General features: G+C 68.1%; 20 protein-coding genes. 12 read left to right on the top strand and 8 right to left on the bottom strand.

The features are described from left to right. Positions 1 to 24: 24 nt before the first annotated feature. The 4 genes from DNK54_RS11655 to DNK54_RS11640 all read left to right on the top strand — a co-directional run bounded on the left by DNK54_RS11655 (position 25) and on the right by DNK54_RS11640 (position 3091). A complete protein-coding gene (locus DNK54_RS11655; protein WP_110207156.1) occupies positions 25 to 747 on the top strand; it encodes a hypothetical protein in 723 nt (240 codons plus the stop codon). A gap of 108 nt (positions 748 to 855) precedes the next feature. Beyond that, a complete protein-coding gene (gene trxB, locus DNK54_RS11650; protein ID WP_110207155.1) occupies positions 856 to 1821 on the top strand; it encodes a thioredoxin-disulfide reductase in 966 nt (321 codons plus the stop codon). A gap of 74 nt (positions 1822 to 1895) precedes the next feature. Continuing rightward, positions 1896 to 2222 (top strand): thioredoxin, encoded by a 327-nt coding sequence (gene trxA, locus DNK54_RS11645; protein ID WP_275426264.1) that lies wholly within the window; start codon positions 1896 to 1898, stop codon positions 2220 to 2222. A gap of 86 nt (positions 2223 to 2308) precedes the next feature. Next, positions 2309 to 3091, top strand: a complete 783-nt coding sequence (locus DNK54_RS11640; RefSeq protein ID WP_110207154.1) for a lysophospholipid acyltransferase family protein — start codon at positions 2309 to 2311, stop codon at positions 3089 to 3091. A gap of 283 nt (positions 3092 to 3374) precedes the next feature. Here the strand turns inward: DNK54_RS11640 and DNK54_RS11635 are convergent, their stop codons facing one another. The 8 genes from DNK54_RS11635 to rpmH all read right to left on the bottom strand — a co-directional run bounded on the left by DNK54_RS11635 (position 3375) and on the right by rpmH (position 8459). Continuing rightward, entirely contained in the window at positions 3375 to 4397 is a 1023-nt protein-coding gene (locus tag DNK54_RS11635; RefSeq protein WP_110207153.1) for a ParB/RepB/Spo0J family partition protein, read from the bottom strand. Then, complete coding sequence (locus tag DNK54_RS11630; RefSeq protein ID WP_275426263.1) at positions 4394 to 5365, bottom strand: ParA family protein; 972 nt, start codon at positions 5363 to 5365, stop codon at positions 4394 to 4396. The genes DNK54_RS11635 and DNK54_RS11630 overlap by 4 nt, the downstream gene beginning before the upstream one ends. An 86-nt stretch (positions 5366 to 5451) precedes the next feature. Further along, a complete protein-coding gene (gene rsmG / locus DNK54_RS11625; protein ID WP_239460054.1) occupies positions 5452 to 6129 on the bottom strand; it encodes a 16S rRNA (guanine(527)-N(7))-methyltransferase RsmG in 678 nt (225 codons plus the stop codon). 70 nt (positions 6130 to 6199) lie between these two features. After that, positions 6200 to 6697, bottom strand: coding sequence for a Jag family protein (locus DNK54_RS11620; RefSeq protein ID WP_110207151.1), 498 nt, complete (start codon positions 6695 to 6697; stop codon positions 6200 to 6202). A gap of 46 nt (positions 6698 to 6743) precedes the next feature. Beyond that, entirely contained in the window at positions 6744 to 7703 is a 960-nt protein-coding gene (yidC, locus tag DNK54_RS11615) for a membrane protein insertase YidC (RefSeq protein ID WP_110207150.1), read from the bottom strand. Further along, positions 7704 to 7964 carry a membrane protein insertion efficiency factor YidD gene (yidD, locus tag DNK54_RS11610; RefSeq protein ID WP_110207149.1) on the bottom strand — a complete coding sequence of 87 codons (261 nt, stop codon included), beginning with the start codon at positions 7962 to 7964 and terminating at the stop codon, positions 7704 to 7706. Continuing rightward, positions 7961 to 8296 carry a ribonuclease P protein component gene (rnpA, locus tag DNK54_RS11605; RefSeq protein WP_110207148.1) on the bottom strand — a complete coding sequence of 112 codons (336 nt, stop codon included), beginning with the start codon at positions 8294 to 8296 and terminating at the stop codon, positions 7961 to 7963. The genes yidD and rnpA overlap by 4 nt, the downstream gene beginning before the upstream one ends. A gap of 25 nt (positions 8297 to 8321) precedes the next feature. Next, positions 8322 to 8459, bottom strand: a complete 138-nt coding sequence (gene rpmH / locus DNK54_RS11600) for a 50S ribosomal protein L34 (RefSeq protein ID WP_110207147.1) — start codon at positions 8457 to 8459, stop codon at positions 8322 to 8324. A gap of 459 nt (positions 8460 to 8918) precedes the next feature. On the opposite strand from rpmH, the gene dnaA reads away from it, so the two are divergent. From dnaA to DNK54_RS11560, 8 genes are all read left to right on the top strand, one after another. After that, complete coding sequence (gene dnaA, locus DNK54_RS11595) at positions 8919 to 10334, top strand: chromosomal replication initiator protein DnaA (protein ID WP_420846378.1); 1416 nt, start codon at positions 8919 to 8921, stop codon at positions 10332 to 10334. Positions 10335 to 10765: 431 nt separating this feature from the next. Beyond that, positions 10766 to 11908 carry a DNA polymerase III subunit beta gene (gene dnaN, locus DNK54_RS11590; protein WP_110207145.1) on the top strand — a complete coding sequence of 381 codons (1143 nt, stop codon included), beginning with the start codon at positions 10766 to 10768 and terminating at the stop codon, positions 11906 to 11908. Between the two features lie 45 nt (positions 11909 to 11953). Further along, positions 11954 to 12847: a phosphogluconate dehydrogenase (NAD(+)-dependent, decarboxylating) gene (gnd, locus tag DNK54_RS11585; protein WP_110207486.1), complete on the top strand. Its 894-nt coding sequence runs from the start codon at positions 11954 to 11956 to the stop codon at positions 12845 to 12847. Positions 12848 to 12850: 3 nt separating this feature from the next. Then, positions 12851 to 14002, top strand: coding sequence for a DNA replication/repair protein RecF (gene recF / locus DNK54_RS11580; protein ID WP_110207144.1), 1152 nt, complete (start codon positions 12851 to 12853; stop codon positions 14000 to 14002). Next, positions 13995 to 14690 (top strand): DciA family protein, encoded by a 696-nt coding sequence (locus DNK54_RS11575; RefSeq protein WP_239460053.1) that lies wholly within the window; start codon positions 13995 to 13997, stop codon positions 14688 to 14690. The genes recF and DNK54_RS11575 overlap by 8 nt, the downstream gene beginning before the upstream one ends. A gap of 157 nt (positions 14691 to 14847) precedes the next feature. Next, a complete protein-coding gene (gene gyrB / locus DNK54_RS11570) occupies positions 14848 to 16977 on the top strand; it encodes a DNA topoisomerase (ATP-hydrolyzing) subunit B (RefSeq protein WP_110207143.1) in 2130 nt (709 codons plus the stop codon). 54 nt (positions 16978 to 17031) lie between these two features. Next, on the top strand, positions 17032 to 19755 hold the full coding sequence (gene gyrA, locus DNK54_RS11565; protein ID WP_110207142.1) for a DNA gyrase subunit A: 2724 nt from the start codon (positions 17032 to 17034) through the stop codon (positions 19753 to 19755). Further along, on the top strand, positions 19755 to 20264 hold the full coding sequence (locus DNK54_RS11560; RefSeq protein WP_110207141.1) for a DUF3566 domain-containing protein: 510 nt from the start codon (positions 19755 to 19757) through the stop codon (positions 20262 to 20264). The genes gyrA and DNK54_RS11560 overlap by 1 nt, the downstream gene beginning before the upstream one ends. Positions 20265 to 20301: the final 37 nt, after the last annotated feature.

Genomic DNA, 20301 nt, shown 5'->3' with positions numbered 1-20301 from the left:
ATGCCCGCCGAAGGAGGTGACCCGATGCCCGATCAGCCCAGCGACGACGACCTCGCCGAGGTACGTCGCCTGCTCCGCGCCGCCCGTGCGGAGGGTCCCGCTCCCGACGACGTCGTGGCCCGCCTCGACGAGACGCTGGCGACGCTGGTCGCCGAGCGCAGCCCGGCGGAGCCCGTCGACGAGCTGGTTGCCCGCCGTGCCAAACGCCGCCGTGTGATCGCCGGCGCCGGACTGGTCGCGGCCGCGACTGTCGTCGCAGCCGGCTTCCTCGGCCAGCTGGTGGGCTCCGGCGATGAGGCTGACCGGGCGAGCGACGACCGTCCCGCGCTCTCCTTGGACGAGCAGGAGGCGGGGCAGGCGGAGGCGAGCACGCCTGGCGACGCAGGGATGGACAAGGGCACCCCCCTGCGTGAGGCACCCGCCGCCAGCGAATACGCCGCACGATCGGACAAGCCACTCAATCGCGACGAGCGGCGTGCGGTGCGCTACACGTTGGAGAGGCTCACCACCGGACACACACCTCAGACAGATCTGCTCGGCAGTCTCTCCACCGTGGCCTTCTGCCCCGCAGGAGTCGCCGATGACGCCGTCGTCGTGCCCATCCAGGTAGCGGGAAGTCTGCAGGCGTTGCTGCTCCGGCCCCTGGAGAGCGACGGCTCCCGCAAGGTCGAGGTGGTCGACTGCAGCGTGGACCCACCGGTCACCACGGACTCCGTGACGGTGCCGCCCAGCCCGTCGCGCAAGTAGCGGGCGACCGAGGCGTGGCCGTCGTGCGGCGCCCGGGAATGGTGTCTGCCTAGGATCGGTTGCACGAAGGCAAGCCCCGCACCGTCCAGGCCAGGAGGCCAACTCAGCATGAGCGACACCGTCCGCAACGTCATCATCATCGGCTCCGGTCCGTCCGGCTACACGGCTGCCGTCTACGCCGCGCGGGCGAGCCTGGCGCCCCTGGTCTTCGAGGGCTCCGTCACCGCAGGCGGGGCACTGATGAACACCACCGAGGTGGAGAACTTCCCGGGCTTCCGCGACGGGATCATGGGCCCGGCGCTGATGGACGAGATGCGTGCGCAGGCCGAGCGGTTCGGCGCCGAGCTCGTCCCCGACGACGTGGTCGAGGTCGACCTCACCGGCGACATCAAGGTCGTCCGTACGTCGACCGGCGAGCACCGCGCACGTGCCGTGATCCTGGCCACCGGCTCCGGCTACCGCAAGCTCGGCCTGCCGGGCGAGGACACGCTCGCCGGCCGGGGCGTCTCCTGGTGCGCGACCTGCGACGGCTTCTTCTTCCGCGACCAGAACATCGCGGTCGTCGGCGGCGGCGACTCCGCGGTCGAGGAGGCGACCTTCCTCACCCGCTTCGGGTCGAAGGTGACGCTGATCCACCGTCGCGACGAGCTTCGCGCTTCCAAGATCATGGCCGAGCGCGCCTTCGCCGACCCGAAGCTCGAGATCATCTGGAACGCCGAGGTCGCCTCGATCAACGGCACCGAGAGCCTGGAGTCGCTGACCCTGCGTGACACGGTGACCGGCGCGGAGAGCGAGCTGCCCGTGACCGGCCTCTTCATCGCCGTCGGCCACGACCCGCGCTCGGAGCTGCTCAAGGGCCAGGTCGACCTCGACCAGGATGGCTACGTCGTGGTCGAGCACCCCTCGACCAAGACGAACCTCGCGGGCGTCTTCGCCGCCGGCGACCTGGTCGACCACCACTACCGGCAGGCGATCACCGCCGCCGGCACGGGATGCGCGGCTGCCCTCGACGCGGAGCGCTACCTGGCCGACCTCGACCACGCGGCGGCCACGGCCGGAGCAGCGTCGGCCTGACGCCGTACCCGGGAATGTCCGGCGCCCGCCGGATGTTCTCTCCACAGCCGATCGCTGGAAAGAAAGGGAAGACCGTGGGCAACATCGCAGCTGTGACCGACGCCGACTTCGATGCCGAGGTACTCAAGTCCGACAAGCCCGTGCTCGTCGACTTCTGGGCCGAGTGGTGCGGACCGTGCCGCCAGGTGGCGCCGATCCTCGAGGAGATCGCCGGCGAGCACGGCGACAAGATGGGCTTCTTCAAGCTCAACGTCGACGAGAACCCTGTCACTCCGTCGAACTATCGCGTCACCGGCATCCCGACCCTCAACGTCTACCAGGGCGGCGAGGTCGTGAAGAGCATCGTCGGAGCCAAGCCGAAGGCCGCGCTGCTGCGTGAGCTCGAGGGCTTCCTCGGCTGATCAGCCGACGCCGACCCGGAGGGGCACGCCACCAGTGGTGGGGTGCCCCTCTGCGCATTTGACCACCGATGCTCCATGCTTGTGCCATGCCGGACATCAGCTACCCCGTCGTGATCGCCGCTGCCAAGACCTGGTTCAAGCTGGGTGGGATCCACATCCATATGGAGGGCACCGAGCACATCCCCGAGTCGGGCGGCGCGATACTGGCGGTCAACCACACCTCCTACATCGACTACGTCATGGCTGGCTATCCGGGCGAGATGCGGGGGCGCTACACCCGCTTCATGGCCAAGCGCGAGGTGTTCGACCACCCGATCGGAGGTCCGGTGATGCGTTCGTTCAAGCACATCAGTGTCGACCGCTCGGCAGGTCTGGAGTCGATGGAGGTCGCCGGCGATGCGCTGCGCCGCGGTGAGCTGGTCGGGATCTTCCCCGAGGCGACCATCTCCCGGAGCTTCCTGATCAAGGAGCTGAAGACGGGAGCAGTCCGCATCGCCGCCAAAGCCGAGGCACCGCTGATCCCGGTGGTCACCTGGGGATCCCACCGGATGTTCACCAAGGACCACCCGAAGGACTTCAAGCGCGGCAAGACCGTCCTCATCAAGGTCGGTGAGCCCCTGCACCCGACGGGTGCCGATCCGATCGCGGAGACGGCGGAGCTGCACGCGAGGATGACCGACCTCCTCGATCGCTGTATCCGGGAGTATCCCGCCGAGGAGCAGCCACCCGGCTCCTGGTGGCTGCCCGCCTCCTACGGCGGCTCCGCACCGACGCTGGAGGAGGCCGAGCGGATCGACGCGGAGGAGAAGCGCAAGCGGGCCGAGCGACGGCGGGAGAAGGCCGCCCAGAAGCGGGCTAAGAAGTCGTGATCGACGCATTGCTCGACGCGTCGATCTGAGCGCTCGGGAGCAGTTCGCGAGCGAATGACAACGATGTGACTCCACGAGCGCCGCTGACGGCATTCTCCGTCCCCTGAGGCACCGTTCTGCATCGAGAGGGACCAGAGCGAGATTCTGTCAGCGGGATTCTGAGCGGAGTTGATCGGCACACGGGGCCGCCCGCCCGCGCTGAAACGGGCCAGAACGCCCGGCGTTTCGGCGCGAGAATGTCCCTGCCGCGACCTCTTGTCGACTTATCTCTCTGTCGACTTGGTTAGACCGGTCGGTCGTTCCGATTTCGCGGATCCATGACGTCCACGATGCGCTGAAGGTCCTCCAAGGTCGCGAACTCGACGACGATCTTGCCCTTCGACTTCCCGAGGTCGACCTTCACGCGGGTCTCCAGACGGTCCGCCAGCCGGTTGGAGATCTCCGCGAGACCGGGTGCTGAGATGTTGCGTCGCACCGGCTTTGCCGGGCTCCGGCCCGGATCGCCGACCGCGACGATCTCTTCCAGACCCCGCACCGAGATGCCTTCGGCTACGACCCGCTGGGCAAGCCGGTCCTGGATCTCCGGGTCATCCACGGCGAGCAGCGCACGAGCGTGGCCGGCCGAGAGCACCCCGGCAGCTACCCGGCGCTGCACGGCGGGAGAGAGCCGCAACAACCGCAGGGTATTGCTGATCTGCGGACGGGATCGACCGATCCGCTGCGCGAGCTCGTCGTGGGTGCAGCCGAAGTCCTCGAGGAGCTGACCGTAGGCCGCCGCCTCCTCCAAGGGGTTCAGCTGGGAGCGGTGCAGGTTCTCCAGGAGCGCATCCCGGAGCATGTCGTCGTCCTCGGTCTGCCGAACGATCGCCGGGATGAGCTCCAGCCCCGCCTCCTGGGAGGCTCTCCATCGTCGCTCCCCCATGATCAGCTCATAGGAGTCGGCGCCGTTCTTCCGCACCACGATCGGCTGCAGGAGCCCGATCTCACGCACCGAGTGGACGAGCTCCGCCATGGCGTCCTCGTCGAAGACCTGCCGCGGCTGCCGCGCGTTCGGCACGATCTGCCGGATCGGCAGTTCGGCGAAGTATGCGGTGCCGTCGCTCGAGGGCTCCCCGAAGGCGCTCTGGGCCGCTTCGGAGCCCGACGAGTGGGTGGACTGCAACTCCCCCTCGCTCCGGCCTCCAGGGGCCGGCTGTGGGGCGTGAGAGCCAGGCGTGCTGGGCGCTGCGGCGGGTGCCTCGGGAGCGGTCGGGATCAGGGCACCCAGCCCGCGTCCGAGCCCCCGGCGCTGCGGCTTCTGGTTCATGCCGGTGCTCCCTTCGTCGCGATCTCCCTGGCCGCCTCGAGATAGCTCAGCGCACCGGGGGATCCGGGGTCGTAGGTCATCACCGTCTGCCCGTACGACGGCGCCTCGGAGACGCGGACGCTCCGCGGAATGGCCGTACGTAGGACGGTGTCGCCGAAGTGCTCGCGGACCTCCTCAGCAACGCCCTGCGAGAGCTTCGTGCGCGCGTCGTACATGGTGATCAGGATCGTGGAGACCGAGAGTCGCTGGTTGAGGTGCTGCCGCACCATCTCCACCGTCTCGAGCAGCTGCCCCAGGCCCTCCAGCGCGTAGTACTCGGCCTGGATCGGGATGACCATCTCCTGCGCCGCCACCAGCGCGTTCAACGTGAGCAGGCCCAGCGACGGCGGGCAGTCGATGAGCACGTAGTCGATCCGGTCGTCGCCGAGATCGGCCTCCGTACCGACGAGCGGGTGCGCTTGGATCGCCTTGTTCAGGCGGTTCTCGCGGGCGACGACAGAGACCAACTCGATCTCGGCACCGGCCAGGTCGATCGTCGCGGGCACCACGAGGAGGTTCGCGTGCTCCGGGCTGGAGTGCGTGACCTCTTCCAGGGGCTTGCCGTCGACCAACATGTCGTACGTCGACGGAACGCCGCGGCGATGCTCCACCGCCAGCGCCGTCGAGGCGTTGCCCTGCGGGTCCAGGTCGATCACCAGCACGCGCTGGCCCAGCTGCGCCAGACCGGTCGCCAGGTTGACGGTAGACGTGGTCTTGCCGACTCCGCCCTTCTGGTTGGCGATGACCATCACCCGGGTGGCGCGAGGACGGTCGCTGCTGATCCTCGGCGCCTGTCGAGCGAGCACCGTGTGCTCCGCAGCCCGGGCCAACGGGGTGAGGTCGTCCGCGTAGTGCTCAGGGTTCTGCGCGAGATCGCCGGCAGTCCGGACCCGGAACGCGCCTTCGGCCGATGTTTCACGTGAAACCACGCTGACCCTCTTCCTGTGGATGAACCTGGTACTTCTGTGGATGGCCCGCCTGAGAAGGCGGCCTTCCTCGGTGGATAACTCCGCGATCAGCGCCGCGGAAGCTTGCTACGAGCCCGAGAGGAGCCACGACCCCGGCCACCGGCCGGACCGCCCAAACCTACTCTGCTCGGATCCGCCCAGGAAACCCGGACGGCGTACGTCGGCCCGCCGGCAAGGGTGGAACCGAGAGTGAGCGCCTCCGGCTCCGCACAGCCCATCCGCTGCCAGACCCGCCGGTGCTCCTCGATCTCCTCCGCGACGCGCTCGCCCTTGAGGGCCACCAAGGCGCCTCCTGGCGCGACCAGGGGCATCGACCAGCGGAGCAGCCGATCCAGCGGCGCGACCGCCCGCGACGTCACCACGTCGAAGGCGTGCTTCGCCGGGAACTCCTCCGCACGGCCGCGATGTACGTCGACCTGAGCCAGGCCCAGATCTGCCACTACCTCCTCAAGGAAGGTGGTCCGCCGCAGCAGCGGCTCGATCAGCGTGATGTGGAGGTCCGGCCTGGCGATGGCCAGGACCAGACCCGGCAGGCCAGCGCCGGACCCGATGTCACAGACGGTTGCATCGGGGGGAAGGAGATCAGCCAGTACCGCACAGTTGACGAGGTGGCGCTCCCAAAGCCGGGGCACCTCGCGTGGCCCGATGAGGCCGCGTACGGTGCCGGCGCCGGCCAGCCAGGCGGCGTACCGCTCCGCCAACTCCGCGCGATCAGAAGGGAACACCCCCCGTGCCTCCGCCGTGATGGCGGGTGCGACGGGGGGTGTTTCACGTGAAACATCCGTCATGGCGACATCAGCCGGGGAGGACCACGACGAACCGCTTCGGCTCGGTGCCCTCGGACTCCGACTGGAGCCCCGCAGCGGCAACAGCGTCGTGCACGACCTTGCGCTCGAACGGCGACATGGGCGTGAGCGCGACTCGCTCGCCGGACTCCCGGACCTGCGCCACCGTCTCCGCCGCCAGCGCCACCAGGCGCTCACGCTGGGCCGCACGGTGTCCACCGATATCCAGCATCAGCCGCGAGCGTTCGCCGGTCTCGCGGTGCACCGCCAGGCGCGTGAGCTCCTGCAGCGCCTCCAGCACCTCGCCGTTGCGGCCGATCAGCTGCTTGAGGTCTCCGCCGACGACGGAGACGGACGCCCGGTCACCCTCGACGTCCATGTCGATGTCGCCGTCCAGGTCGGCGATGTCCAGCAGTTCCTCGAGGTAGTCGGCGGCGATGTCGCCTTCATTCTCGAGGCGCTCGACGCGTGAGGGGCGACGGGCCTCCTCGGTCACTTCTTCAGTCACAGGTGCACTCCCAGATGGGGTAGAACTCGACAGGGGAAAACTCAGGTCACGGGTTGTTCTTGTTCGGGCCCGTGTTCTTCTTGCGCTGGCTCTTGCTCTGCCGCTTCGGCTGCACCCGCTGGTGCGTAGGCGGCGCCTCCTCGGTGGCAGTGGCCGCGCTCGGATCGGCGCTCGGAGCGATGCCCTTGCGCTGGTCGCGCTGCTGCTTCGCCTTGAAGGCAGGCGTACCGGGCGCCGGGTTGCGGCGGATCACGTAGAACTGCTGTCCCATCGTCCAGAGGTTCGAGACCGTCCAGTAGATGAGCACACCGATCGGGAAGGCGACGCCACCGACAGCGAAGACGACAGGCAGCACGTAGAGCAGCATCTTCTGCTGTTGCGCGTAGGGGCCGGTCATCGCCGACTCCGGCATGTTCTTCGTCATCAGCTGGCGCTGCGTGGTGAAGGTGGTCACGAGCATCGCAAGGACGAAGAACGCCGCCATGATCATGACGCCGGTGTCGCCGTCCGCACCGATGAAGGTCTTGGAGATCTGGACGCCGAAGAGCTCGGAGTGCGCGAACTGGGTCGCCTTCTCGTCGCTGAGGATTCCCCGCCCGTCACCGCGCTTGGCGGCGTGGTCGAGGAGTCGGAAGAGCGCCAGGAAGATCGGCATCTGCAGCAGGATCGGCATGCAGGAGGCGAAGGGGTTCGTCCCGGCGTCCTTGTAGAGCGCCATGGTCTCCTGGGCGAGCTTCTCCCGGTCGTGCCCGTACTTCTTCTGCAGCTCCTTCACCTGCGGCTGCAGGAGCTGCATGTTGCGCGAGGCCTTGATCTGCTTGACGAAGAGCGGGATCAGCGCGGCGCGGATGACGATCGTGAGGCCCACGATCGAGAGCGCCCACGCGGCGCCCGAGGCTTCGCCGAAGAGCTTGCCGAAGACGGTGTGGAAGCCGACGAGTACCACGGAGATCGCGTAGTACAGCGGCTGCATGATGAAGCTGCCGATCGAACCGATGAAGGACACTCAGGCTCCTTGGGAGGGGGCGGGCGTGTGGCGTGAGGGTGGGACCGGGTCGTAGCCGCCGGCGGACCAGGGATGACACCGACCGAGACGACGTACGGTGAGCCAGCTACCGCGGATGCTGCCGTGCACGGTCACTGCCTCCAGGGCGTAGGCCGAGCAGCTCGGGTGATAGCGGCACACCTGCCCGTAGAGGGGACTGATCAGCATCCGGTAGAGGCGGAGCAGGCCGATCAACAACCAGCGGAGCGGGTCATACCTCATCGGCAGACTCGATCGAGTGTCTTGAGCAGATCACGCTCAAGGACCGCGCTCGGAGCACTTGCGGAGGCAGGCAGCGCACGCACCACGAGCATGCCAGAGTCCGGGAGCACCAAGAGGTGCTCCCGGACCAGATGACGGAGGCGGCGTCGCACGCGATTGCGTACCACCGCATTGCCCACCGCACGGCTCACCACGAATCCCGCGCGGCGAGGTCCTCCTGCCGGGTCCACCCACAGGTGGGCGACCAGGGTCGCTGACCCGGCACGACTACCCGCTCGCGTCACCGCCCGGAAATCGGCCCCGGTATGGATCCGGGACTCCTTGGGCAGCAAGGCCGCGCAGGCAACGTCGGTGAGCTCAGACGGCGAGCTGCTTGCGGCCCTTGCGGCGACGTGCGGACAGGATCGCGCGGCCGGCGCGGGTGCGCATGCGAAGGCGGAAACCGTGCACCTTGTGGCGGCGGCGGTTGTTCGGCTGGTACGTACGCTTGCTCACGGCTTGCTCTTTCGATGGCAGGTTGTCACGGAATGCCCACGTGCGATGCCCGAGCGGGGGCAGCAGCTTCGGCTGGCACCGCCCGTCCAGGACGCCCCTGAGGTGGGGCTTCGTGGGCATGCGGCACCGGTCGACACCGACGCAGACCTTGCAACGGTACGCGGTGGCGGAACAGGGGGTCAAACCCACGGCGGCCGAACCTGTGGATGACGGGTTGATCGAGCGGGGAGCGACGGGTTAGGTTCGGCCTGTTCACACCCTGTGGACAACGCGTCGGAGTCCGGTTCACCCGTCCTCTGTGAGGTGCCTCACAGAGGTGGGAATTTCGACTCTGACCTGCATCGATGGCGTCACGACGGGCGTTCTTCGGCGTCCGGGACGAGGTTTCCTCCACGATCTCCACCCGCCATGCACAACCTGTGGAGAAAGTTGTGGATCAAGTTTTCGGGAAGGACCCTCGTGGCGGCTCAGGACGACCAACCGGACCTCAACCAGGTGTGGCGGACGCTCGTCGACGACCTGCAGCCCAACCAGCGTGCCTGGCTGCGCGCCAGCGAGCCGGTCACGCTGCACGAGCAGACCGCGATCATCGCCGTGCCCAACGACTTCACCCGCACCCAGCTCGAGGGCCGGCTGCGGACCCGGCTCGAGGACTCGTTGAGCGACGCCTTCGGGCAGCAGATCCGGATCGCGGTCACCGTCAACCCTCAGCTGGACGACGGCGTACTGGCGGAGGAGCCGACCCCTCCGGAGCCTGAGCCCGAGCCGATCCCCGCCCCTGTAGCGACAGATCGATATGTCGATATGTCGACAACTGACAGCCAGCCGTCGGTGCTCGAGACGAGACTCAATCCGAAGTACACGTTCGAGACCTTCGTCATCGGCTCCTCCAACCGCTTCCCCCATGCGGCAGCCGTCGCGGTGGCCGAGTCACCCGGCAAGGCCTACAACCCGCTGCTCGTCTACGGCGACTCCGGCCTGGGCAAGACCCACCTCCTGCACGCAGTCGGTCACTACGTCCGCTCGCTCTTCCGAGGCATCAAGGTGCGCTACGTCTCGAGCGAGGAGTTCACCAACGAGTTCATCAACGCGATCAAGGACAAGCGACCCGAGACCTTCCAGCGCCGCTATCGCGACGTCGACGTGCTCCTGATCGACGACATCCAGTTCTTGGAGGGCAAGACGCAGACGCAGGAGGAGTTCTTCCACACGTTCAACGCGCTGCACAACGCCAACAAGCAGATCGTCCTCACCTCCGACCGAGCGCCGAAGCGACTCGAGGCGCTGGAGGACCGGCTCCGCAGCCGGTTCGAGTGGGGCCTGATCACCGACGTCCAGCCGCCCGATCTGGAGACCCGGATCGCGATCCTGCGCAAGAAGGCCGCGATCGAGCGGATGACCGCGCCGCCGGAGGTGCTCGAGTTCATCGCCTCCAAGATCCACACCAACATCCGCGAGCTCGAAGGCGCGTTGATCCGGGTGACCGCGTTCGCCAGCCTCAATCGCCAGGACGTCGACCTGACCCTGGCCGAGATCGTGCTCAAGGACCTCATCCCCGAGGGTGGCGAGCCGGAGATCACGGCGGCCTCGATCATCGCGCAGACAGCGGCGTACTTCGGCGTCTCCATCGAGGAGCTCACCGGGCCCAGCCGGGGACGCCACCTCGTGCAGGGCCGGCAGATCGCGATGTACCTGTGCCGCGAGCTCACCGACCTCTCCCTGCCGAAGATCGGCGCGCAGTTCGGCAACCGCGACCACACGACGGTGATGTACGCGCAGCGCAAGATCAACCAGCTGTTGGCCGAGCGCCGCTCCGTCTTCAACCAGGTCTCGGAGCTGACGAACCGCATCAAGATGCAGGCCCGCCAGGCTTGATGGCTGGCGTCGCCGGCCTGTGGAGGAACCGCCCCAGCAGGTGCGAATCACAAATGAGTGATCTGTGGGTACGCCGCGAACTTGTTATTCCGCCGACCCCGCCTGCACACCGGCGGCCAGCGTCGCCACAGCGGAGTGCACACCCCCTGTGGAGAGCGATTCCGGAGGGTGACCAGCAAGAACGCAGGTTGTCCACAGCATCCACAGCTCCTATGACAACGATGAACTCAATTTCTGCCCCTGATGACCGCGAACTTCCCGAACGGCCTGCCTCCTGTGGATGAGCGGGCGCTGGCGCCGGGTCCGTGGCTGACGAATGACAACTCCCGAGCCCCCGGGGCTCCCGACAGCCTGGGAGCACGTGGCAGGATGCTCAGTCCAGGCGTGTCATTCCCGGCCGTCGGTACCTGCGTGCATGGAGGAAGAGTTACGTGAAGTTCCGCGTCGATCGCGACGTGCTCGCCGATGCCGTCGCCTGGGCAGCGCGCAGCCTGCCGGTCCGTCCGAGCGCCCCCGTCCTCGCCGGCCTGCTGATCGAGGCAAGCGACGCCGGCCTGGTGCTGTCCACCTTCGACTACGAGACCTCGGCCCGTGCAGAGCTCACCGCAGAGGTCGCCGACGAGGGCAAGGTCCTGGTCAGCGGCCGCCTGCTCGCCGACATCTGCCGGAGCCTGCCCAACAAGCCGGTCGAGCTCTCCGACGAAGACACCCGGGTCTCGCTGACCTGCGGGTCGGCCCGCTTCAGCCTCCAGAAGATGCCGGTCGCTGAGTACCCCACCCTGCCCGACATGCCGGCGGCCACCGGCACCGTCGCCAGCGACGTCTTCGCACGTGCCGTGGGTCAGGCCGTGACCGCCGCCGGCCGCGACGACATGCTCCCGGTGCTCACCGGTGTCCGCATCGAGATCGAGGGCTCGGGCATCGCCCTGCTCGCCACCGACCGCTTCCGGCTCTCGCTGCGCGAGCTGCCATGGAACCCGCGCACCCCCGACGAGACCGTCGCGGCTCTGGTGCCGGCCAAGGTTCTTGCCGACACCGCCAAGTCACTCGCCTCCGGCACCGAGATCACCATTGCGCTCTCCGCGAGCGGCAGTGGCGACGGCATCATCGGGTTCGAGGGCGTCGCCCCCGGAGGCACCCGGCGTACGACGACCCGGCTGCTCGACGGTGAGTTCCCGAAGGTGCGCAGCCTCTTCCCCGCCGAGCACGGCACGATCGCGACCGTCGATCGCGAGTCGCTCATCGAGACGGTCAAGCGCGTGTCGCTGGTCGCCGACCGCAACACGGCCGTGCAGCTCGCCTTCAGCGACGGCGTGCTGACCCTCGACGCGGGCTCGGGCGACGAGGCGCAGGCCAGCGAGTCGATCGAGGCCAGCATCACGGGCGAGGACATCACCACGGGGTTCAACCCCAGTTTCCTCCTCGACGGTCTCAACGCCATCGAGGAGCCGGTGGTCGAGCTCGCCTTCACCCAGGCGTCGAAGCCCGTGGTGATGCGGGGCATCGCCACCGAGAGTGACACCACGGCCAACGGATTCCGCTACCTGTTGATGCCGCGACGCCTGCTGTCCTGATCTCCGGCGCCGCGGTCCCACCCTGGAGGTGACCAGAAGGTGACACTGCACATCGGGCTGATCGGTCTGGGCAAGATGGGCGGCAACATGCGCGAGCGGCTGCGCCGCGCGGGTCTGGCCGTCACCGGCTACGACCGCAATCCGGAGGTGAGCGACGTCGCCTCCCTCGAGGAGCTCGTCGCCGCCGTGCCCTCGCCCCGGCTGGTGTGGGTGATGGTGCCGGCAGGCGAGCCCACCCATGCGACGCTCACCGAGCTGGGTCGGCTGCTGGAGCCGGGCGACCTGGTGGTCGACGGCGGCAACTCGCGCTGGACCGACGACATCGCGCACGCCGAGCAGTTGGCACGGCACGGCATCGGCTTCGTCGACTGCGGTGTCTCCGGCGGCGTCTGGGGACTCGAGAACGGCTACGCCCTGATGTACGGCGGCACGCCCGAGCACGTCGCCAGTGCCCAGCCGGTCTTCGACGCGCTGAAGCCGGCAGGCGACTCGGGCGCGGTGCACGCCGGCAAGGTCGGCGCCGGCCATTTCGCCAAGATGGTGCACAACGGCATCGAGTACGCGCTCATGCAGGCGTACGCGGAAGGCTGGGAGCTGCTGGAGAAGGTCGATCTGGTCGACAACGTGACGGAGGTCTTCGACTCCTGGCGTGAGGGCACCGTGATCCGTTCCTGGCTGCTGGACCTCATGGTGACGGCGCTCGAGCAGGACCCGGGTCTGGCCGGGATCGCGGGCTATGCCGACGACTCCGGTGAGGGACGCTGGACGGTCGAGGCCGCGATCGACAACGCCGTGCCGGTGCCCGCGATCACTGCTGCTCTCTTCGCCCGCTTCGTCTCCCGGCAGGACGACTCCCCCGCGATGAAGGCGATCGCCGCGATGCGCCAGCAGTTCGGTGGTCATGCCGTACGCGCCGAGCGTCCGGACAGCGGCGATTGACCGGTGTACGTCTCGCACCTGACTCTGCATGACTTCCGCTCCTATCCCAGTCTCGAGCTTCCGCTGGAGCCCGGGGTCAACGTCTTCGTCGGTCGCAACGGCCAGGGCAAGACCAACCTGGTGGAGGCGATCGACTACCTGAGTCGCCTCGCCTCGCATCGCGTCGCCAGCGACGCCCCGCTCGTGCGCGCCGGTGCCGATCAGGCCGTGGTCCGGGCGGCCGTCGTACGGGATGGCCGGACGGCGGTGCTGGAGATCGAGCTGAACCCCGGCCGCGCGAACCGGGCCCGGATCAACCGCTCGGTGCTCCCCCGGACTCGAGACCTGGTCGGGTTGGTGCGGACCGTGGTCTTCTCCCCCGAGGATCTGTCGCTGGTCAAGGGCGACCCGAGCGAACGGCGACGGTTCCTCGACGACCTGATGGTGCTGCGTACGCCGCGGCTTGCCGGCACGAAGGCCGACTACGAGCGTGTGCTCAAGCAGCGCAACACCCTGTTGAAGCAAGCGCGGGCGAAGGGCGGGTCCCGGCGCGTCGAGCAGGAGATCACCGACACCCTCGTGGTGTGGGACGAGCATCTGGCGCGGGCCGGGGCAGAGATCATGGCGGCTCGCTTCGCACTGGTCGACGACCTGCGGCCGCATCTCGGTGCGGCGTACGCCGCCGTGGCCCGGGGAGCGGACCGCGAGGCGGCCGACCTGGTCCTCCAGCCGTCGTTCGAGCTCGGTGTGGTGCTGCCCGAGCCCGACCCGCTCGAAGGTGCGTTCCGGGCGGGACTGGAGGAGCGCCGCCGAGAGGAGCTGGACCGCGGGCTGACGCTGATCGGCCCGCACCGCGACGAGCTGGCGCTCAGCCTCGGGGTGGCTGACGGGTTGCGCCTCCCGGTGAAGGGATACGCCTCGCACGGTGAGTCGTGGTCGTTCGCGCTCGCCCTCAAGCTGGCCAGCCACGAGCTGCTGCGCAGCGACGGCGACGATCCGATCCTGGTGCTCGACGACGTCTTCGCCGAGCTCGACACCGAGCGGCGACTCCAGCTGGCCGAGATGGTGGCCGACGCCGAGCAGGTGCTTGTCACTGCGGCGGTGCCCGGCGACGTACCCGAGATCCTGGCAGGGACCCGCTACGCGGTCGCCGGGGGCGAGGTGACCCGTGGCTGAGGAGTCCCATCCGTCTCCGGGGGTCGATCAATCCCCGGTGATCGAGCCGTCCCCGGTGATCGAGCCTGTCGAGATCCCGGTCTCGACAAGCTCGACCTCCGATGGGGGTGGCTCGACCTCCGATGGGGGTGGCTCGACCTCGGAGGAGGGCGGCGAGGCGGAGGAGCGTGACTTCTGGGTCGACGCCGAGCACGACGAGAGCGGTCTCGACCTCGCCCGATCGGTGGCGAAGGCGATCGCGGGCGCACCCGGGGGCAAGCCGAGGCCGCTGCGGCGCCGGGCCAGGAGGCGGCGGATCACGCCGAAGGCGTCGGGGGCGCACCCGGACGAGCGGGACCCGCAGCTGCTCGACTCCAGCCTGGGCCGCCTGGTCTCGGAGCGCGGCTGGGCGCTCGACCTGCGGATGCACGGCGTCTTCGGGCGGTGGGCGGAGCTGGTCGGTGCGGAGGTGGCGCAGCACTGCACCCCGGTCTCCTTCGCCGACGGCAAGCTCACCGTGCAGACGGACTCGACCGCGTGGGCGACCCAGCTGCGGCTGTTGGCACCCCAGCTGCTGCGTCGGCTCAACGAGGAGCTCGGTCACGGATCGGTGACCGTCATCGACGTGCTCGGACCCAACCTGCCGACCTGGCGGCGGGGCCGCTTCTCGGTGCGCGACGGTCGGGGACCCCGAGACACCTACGGCTGAGGTGCTCCCAGGCCCACGAAATGCCGATCTCCGGCCCCGGCGAGCATAGGGGGACCCATCTGAGGCCCTGAACGGGCCTGCAAAGCGTGTTTTTGTGGTTCCTACGCGGTAACATGGAGCAGGGTCGTCCCCTGGATCATCGTGGACGACCCGTTGCATGTACGGATCTGCCGAGATAGAGGTATGCGTGGCCGACAACGAAGCCGTCACTCCGGAGACCAACTCCTCCAGCACGGCCCCCCCCGAGGGAAGCAGCTACGACGCATCGGCCATCCAGGTCCTCGAGGGCTTGGAAGCGGTCCGCAAGCGTCCAGGCATGTACATCGGCTCCACCGGTGAGCGCGGTCTGCACCACCTGATCTGGGAGATCGTCGACAACTCGGTCGACGAGGCACTCGCCGGCCACTGCGACCGGATCATCGTGACCCTGCAGGACGACGGCGGCATCCGCGTCGAAGACAACGGCCGCGGCATTCCCACCGGTACGGCGCCAGGCCAGGAGCTCCCGGCGGTGACGCTCGCGCTGACCGTCCTGCACGCCGGCGGCAAGTTCGGTGGCGGCGGCTACAAGGTCTCCGGCGGCCTGCACGGAGTCGGCGTCTCGGTCGTCAACGCGCTCTCCTCCAAGCTGGTCGTCGAGGTCAAGAACCGCGACCACCTCTGGCGCCAGGAGTTCAGCCTCGGTGACCCGGACTATCCGTTGCAGCAGGTGCGTCCGCTGGCCGACGGCGAGGGCACCGGCACCGCGGTGACCTTCTACGCCTCCGCCGACATCTTCGAGACCACCACCTACAACCTCGAGACGATCACCACCCGGATCCGCGAGATGGCCTTCCTCAACAAGGGCCTCGAGATCGTGGTCCGCGACGAGCGGGAGTCCGCCAACGACGTCTTGGAGGCTGTCCAGGACGAGACCGTCGCCACCGAGATCGACCAGGTCGGCAGTGACGCCGTACGCCCGGGCGAGCGTGGGGGGTTGGAGCAGGTCTTCAAGTACGACCGAGGCCTGGTCGACTACGTCGAATACCTCAACCGGCGCAAGGACAAGGCCACCCCGTCGGTGATCGACTTCGAGGCGGAGACGCCGGAGGGCGTCGAGAACCACATGAGCCTCGAAGTCGCGATGCAGTGGAACACCTCCTACCAGGAGTCGGTCCACACCTTCGCCAACACGATCAACACCCATGAGGGCGGCACCCACGAAGAGGGGTTCCGGGCCGCGCTGACCACCCTGGTCAACAACTGGGGCGAGGAGTGGGGCCTGATCAAGAAGGCCGAAGACAGGGTCAAGGGCGACGACATCCGCGAGGGCCTGACCGCGATCATCTCGCTCAAGCTGGGCGAGCCCCAGTTCGAGGGTCAGACCAAGACCAAGCTGGGCAACACCGAGGCCAAGGGCTTCGTGCAGCGCGTCGTCAACGACCAGTTCGGTGCGTGGCTCGAGCAGAACCCGACCGAGGGCAAGGACATCATCCGCAAGGCGCAGGCGGCCGCGTCGGCGCGGATGGCCGCCCGCAAGGCGCGCGACCTGGCCCGCAACCGCAAGGGCCTGCTGGGTGGCGGCGGCCTGCCGGGCAAGTTGGCCGACTGCCAGTCGACCAACCCCGCCGAGTGCGAGGTCTTCATCGTCGAGGGTGACTCCGCGGGTGGTTCGGCCAAGCAGGGCCGGGATCCGCGGATCCAGGCGATCCTGCCGATCCGCGGCAAGATTCTCAACGTCGAGAAGGCCCGCATCGACAAGGTGCTCGGCAACGCCGAGGTCCAGGCGATCATCTCCGCGGCCGGCACCGGCATCCACGAGGAGTTCGACCTCGACAAGCTGCGCTACCACAAGGTCGTGCTGATGGCCGACGCCGATGTCGACGGCCACCACATCAACACGCTGTTGCTCACGCTGCTGTTCCGCTTCATGAAGCCGCTGATCGAGCACGGCTACGTCTACATGGCGCAGCCGCCGCTCTACCGACTGCGATGGAACAAGCCGCACGAGCACGAGTTCGTCTACTCCGACGCCGAGCGCGACGCGTTGATGAAGGCTGGCATCGAGTCCGGCAAGAAGCTGCCCAAGGAGAACCCGGTGCAGCGCTACAAGGGTCTCGGTGAGATGAACGCCGACGAGCTGTGGGAGACCACGATGAACCCCGACAGCCGGCTGCTGCTCCAGGTGACCCTCGATGACGCCGCGCAGGCCGACGAGATCTTCTCCATCCTCATGGGTGAAGACGTCGAGCAGCGCCGTTCCTTCATCCAGCGCAACGCCAAGGACGTCCGATTCCTCGATATCTAGATCTCTTGCAGATTTACTAGATTCGAGTAGAAGCCTTCAGAAGGACAGAGCTCCATGAGTGAGAACCCCCCCGAGAACCCCGGCACCGACGGCACTGGTGGTGGCGGCCGGATCGACCAGATCGAGCTGCAGACCTCCATGCAGCGCTCCTACATCGACTACGCGATGGCGGTCATCGTCGGCCGGGCACTGCCCGACGTACGCGATGGCCTGAAGCCGGTGCACCGTCGTGTCCTCTATGCGATGTACGACGGCGGCTACCGTCCTGACCGCGGCTTCAGCAAGTGCTCCCGCGTCGTCGGTGACGTCATGGGTCAGTACCACCCGCACGGTGACTCGGCGATCTACGACACGATGGTGCGTCTTGCGCAGCCGTGGGTGATGCGGGCGCCGCTCATCAACGGGCAGGGCAACTTCGGCTCGCCGGGCAACGACCCCGCGGCCGCCATGCGTTACACCGAGTGCCGGATGGCACCGCTGGCCATGGAGATGGTCCGCGACATCGACGAGGAGACCGTCGACTTCCAGCCGAACTACGACGGTCGCTCCTCGGAGCCGACCATCCTGCCCGCCCGCTTCCCCAACCTGCTCGTGAACGGCTCGGCTGGCATCGCGGTCGGCATGGCCACCAACATCCCGCCGCACAACCTCGGTGAGGTCGCCGACGCCGCGACCTGGGCGCTGCAGCACCCGGACGCCACCAAGGAAGAGCTCCTCGAGGCAGCGATGGAACGGGTCAAGGGACCCGACTTCCCCAACGGCGCGCTCATCGTCGGTCGCCAGGGCATCGAGGAGGCCTACCGCACCGGTCGCGGCTCGGTCACGCAGCGAGCGGTGATGGAGATCGAGGAGGACGCCAAGGGGCGTACCTGCCTGGTGATCAGCCAGCTGCCCTACATGGTCAACCCCGACAACCTCGCGCTCAAGATCGCCGAGCTGGCCGACTCCGGCAAGGTGCAGGGCATCTCCGACGTGCGCGACGACACCTCCTCGCGCACCGGCCAGCGGCTCGTGGTGGTGCTGCGCCGCGACGCCGTGGCGCGCGTGGTGATGAACAACCTCTTCAAGCACACCGAGCTGCAGACCAACTTCTCGGCCAACATGCTGGCCCTGGTCGACGGCGTGCCGCGCACGCTTCCGCTCGACGCCTTCATCAGCAACTGGGTGACCCACCAGATCGAGGTCATCCAGCGTCGTACTGCCTTCCGCCTGCGCAAGGCGGAGGCCGACGCCCACCTCTGGCGCGGTCTGGTCAAGGCCCTCGACATGCTCGACGAGGTCATCGCCCTCATCCGCCGCTCTCCCGAGGTCGACGACGCCCGCAGCGGCCTGATGGCCTTGCTCGACATCGACGAGCTGCAGGCCAACTACATCCTCGACACCCAGCTGCGTCGTCTGGCTGCCATGGAGCGCCAGAAGATCATCGACCGGTTGGCCGAGATCGAGCTCTACATCGCCGACCTCAAGGACATCCTCGCCAACGAGACGCGCCAGCGTCAGATTGTCGCCGACGAGCTCGCTGAGATCGTCGAGAAGTACGGCAACGAGCGGCGTACCCAGATCATCGCGGCCGACGGCGATCTGTCGATGGAGGACCTGATCCCCGACGAGGAGCTGGTCGTCACCATCACCCGAGGCGGCTACGCCAAGCGCACGCGCGCAGACCAGTACCGCACCCAGAAGCGCGGCGGCAAGGGTGTGCGCGGTGCCTCGCTGCGTGGTGACGACGTGGTGGAGCACTTCATCGCCACCACCAACCACCACTGGCTGCTCTTCTTCACCACGGCCGGCCGGGTCTATCGCACCAAGGCCTACAACCTGCCGGAGGCTTCACGTGACGCCAAGGGCGGTCACGTGGCCGGTCTGCTCTCGTTCCAGCCGGACGAGTCGATCGCCCAGGTGCTGGCCATCCGCGACTACGAGCAGGCGCCGTACCTGGTGCTGGCGACCCGCAACGGTCTGGTCAAGAAGACCCGCCTGGGTGACTACAACAGCCCGCGTCAGGCCGGCGTCATCGCGATCAACTTCCGCGAGGACGACGACGAGCTGATCGGAGCCGAGCTGGTCAACTCCGAGGACCACGTGCTGCTGGTCTCCCGCAAGGGGCAGGCGATCCGCTTCCAGGCCGCTGACGACCAGCTGCGGCCGATGGGCCGGGCCACCTCAGGCGTCACCGGCATGAAGTTCCGGGACGGCGACTCGTTGCTCTCGATGTCGATCATCCGGGCCGCGCAGGTGGCGGCCGAGGAGGAGGGCGAGGGCCTGACCGAGGGCGAGGAGGCGCCGGCGGCGTCGCCGTACTTCGGGCTGCACCCGCAGTACGTCTTCACCATCACCGACGGTGGCTTCGCGAAGCGGACCCGGATCACCGAGTACCGGATCCAGTCGCGCGGCGGCCTCGGCATCAAGGCGATGGCGCTCGGCAACGAGGACCGCGGTGTGCTCGTCGGCGCGTTCATCGTGGAGGAGGGTGACGAGATCCTGTCGATCACCCAGTCCGGCCAGGTGGTCCGCTCCCCCATCAACGAGGACTTCCGGCCCACGGGCCGCTCCACGCAGGGCGTGAAGTTCGTCAGCCCCAAGCGTGGCGACGCCGTCGCCGTGGTGGCGCGCTCGGTGGAGAGTCGCGTCGACGACGAGGCCGACGAGAACGGTGAGGGCAGCGAGGCGCCGGAGGACGGCGTCGTCGAGGGTGCCGGTGTCGACGAATCGGCCGACGTGGCCGCCGATGCAACAATCGAGCCCACCACCGACGCAGCGCCCGAGGAGGGTGAGTGATGGCCGAAGACCAGAAGCAGCCACTGACGGAGCGGATCTCCACCGCGATCTCCTCGGCTGCCGACCAGTTGCGGGCCAACGCAAACCCGGAGTCCAAGTCGGCGCAGGACAAGGCGGCCGCCTCCTCGGGCGGCCGTCGTCCCCGCCGGGCGAAGCTGACACTGAGCCGGATCGACCCCTGGTCGGTGATGAAGGTGTCGTTCCTGCTCTCGGTGGCCTTCGGCGTGGTCACCGTGGTCGCCGTCGGGATCGTCTGGGGCGTGCTGGGCGCCGCAGGTGTCTGGGACTCGATCAACCAGATGGTGCTCGATGTGATCGGCGAGGACTCCAACACCTTCGACGTGGAGGACTACCTCGGTACGTCGCGGGTCATGGGCTTCACGATGCTCGTCTCGGTGATCGACGTCGTACTGATCACGGCCATCGCCACGCTCACCGCGTTCCTCTACAACATGGCGGCAGCGCTCATGGGCGGGGTCGAGCTGACCCTGAGCGAAGAGGACAAGTGAGCCTGGCCGGACCCGTTTTGGTCGCGGACCGGGGCGT

This window comes from Nocardioides daejeonensis, assembly GCF_003194585.1.
Classification (GTDB): domain Bacteria; phylum Actinomycetota; class Actinomycetes; order Propionibacteriales; family Nocardioidaceae; genus Nocardioides; species Nocardioides daejeonensis.
The sequence above is the reverse complement of the archived record's forward strand: the minus strand, read 5'-3'. Positions and strand labels throughout refer to the sequence as shown.

Excerpts from the sequence above, each read along its gene's own strand:
- DNK54_RS11655 (WP_110207156.1), top strand. The coding sequence starts at position 25 with ATGCCCGATCAGCCCAGCGACGACGACCTCGCCGAGGTACGTCGCCTG.
- trxB (WP_110207155.1), top strand. The coding sequence starts at position 856 with ATGAGCGACACCGTCCGCAACGTCATCATCATCGGCTCCGGTCCGTCC.
- gyrA (WP_110207142.1), top strand. The coding sequence starts at position 17,032 with ATGAGTGAGAACCCCCCCGAGAACCCCGGCACCGACGGCACTGGTGGT.
- DNK54_RS11560 (WP_110207141.1), top strand. The coding sequence starts at position 19,755 with ATGGCCGAAGACCAGAAGCAGCCACTGACGGAGCGGATCTCCACCGCG.
- DNK54_RS11635 (WP_110207153.1), bottom strand. The coding sequence starts at position 4,397 with ATGAACCAGAAGCCGCAGCGCCGGGGGCTCGGACGCGGGCTGGGTGCC.
- yidD (WP_110207149.1), bottom strand. The coding sequence starts at position 7,964 with ATGAGGTATGACCCGCTCCGCTGGTTGTTGATCGGCCTGCTCCGCCTC.
- gyrB (WP_110207143.1), top strand. The coding sequence starts at position 14,848 with ATGTACGGATCTGCCGAGATAGAGGTATGCGTGGCCGACAACGAAGCC.
- DNK54_RS11640 (WP_110207154.1), top strand. The coding sequence starts at position 2,309 with ATGCCGGACATCAGCTACCCCGTCGTGATCGCCGCTGCCAAGACCTGG.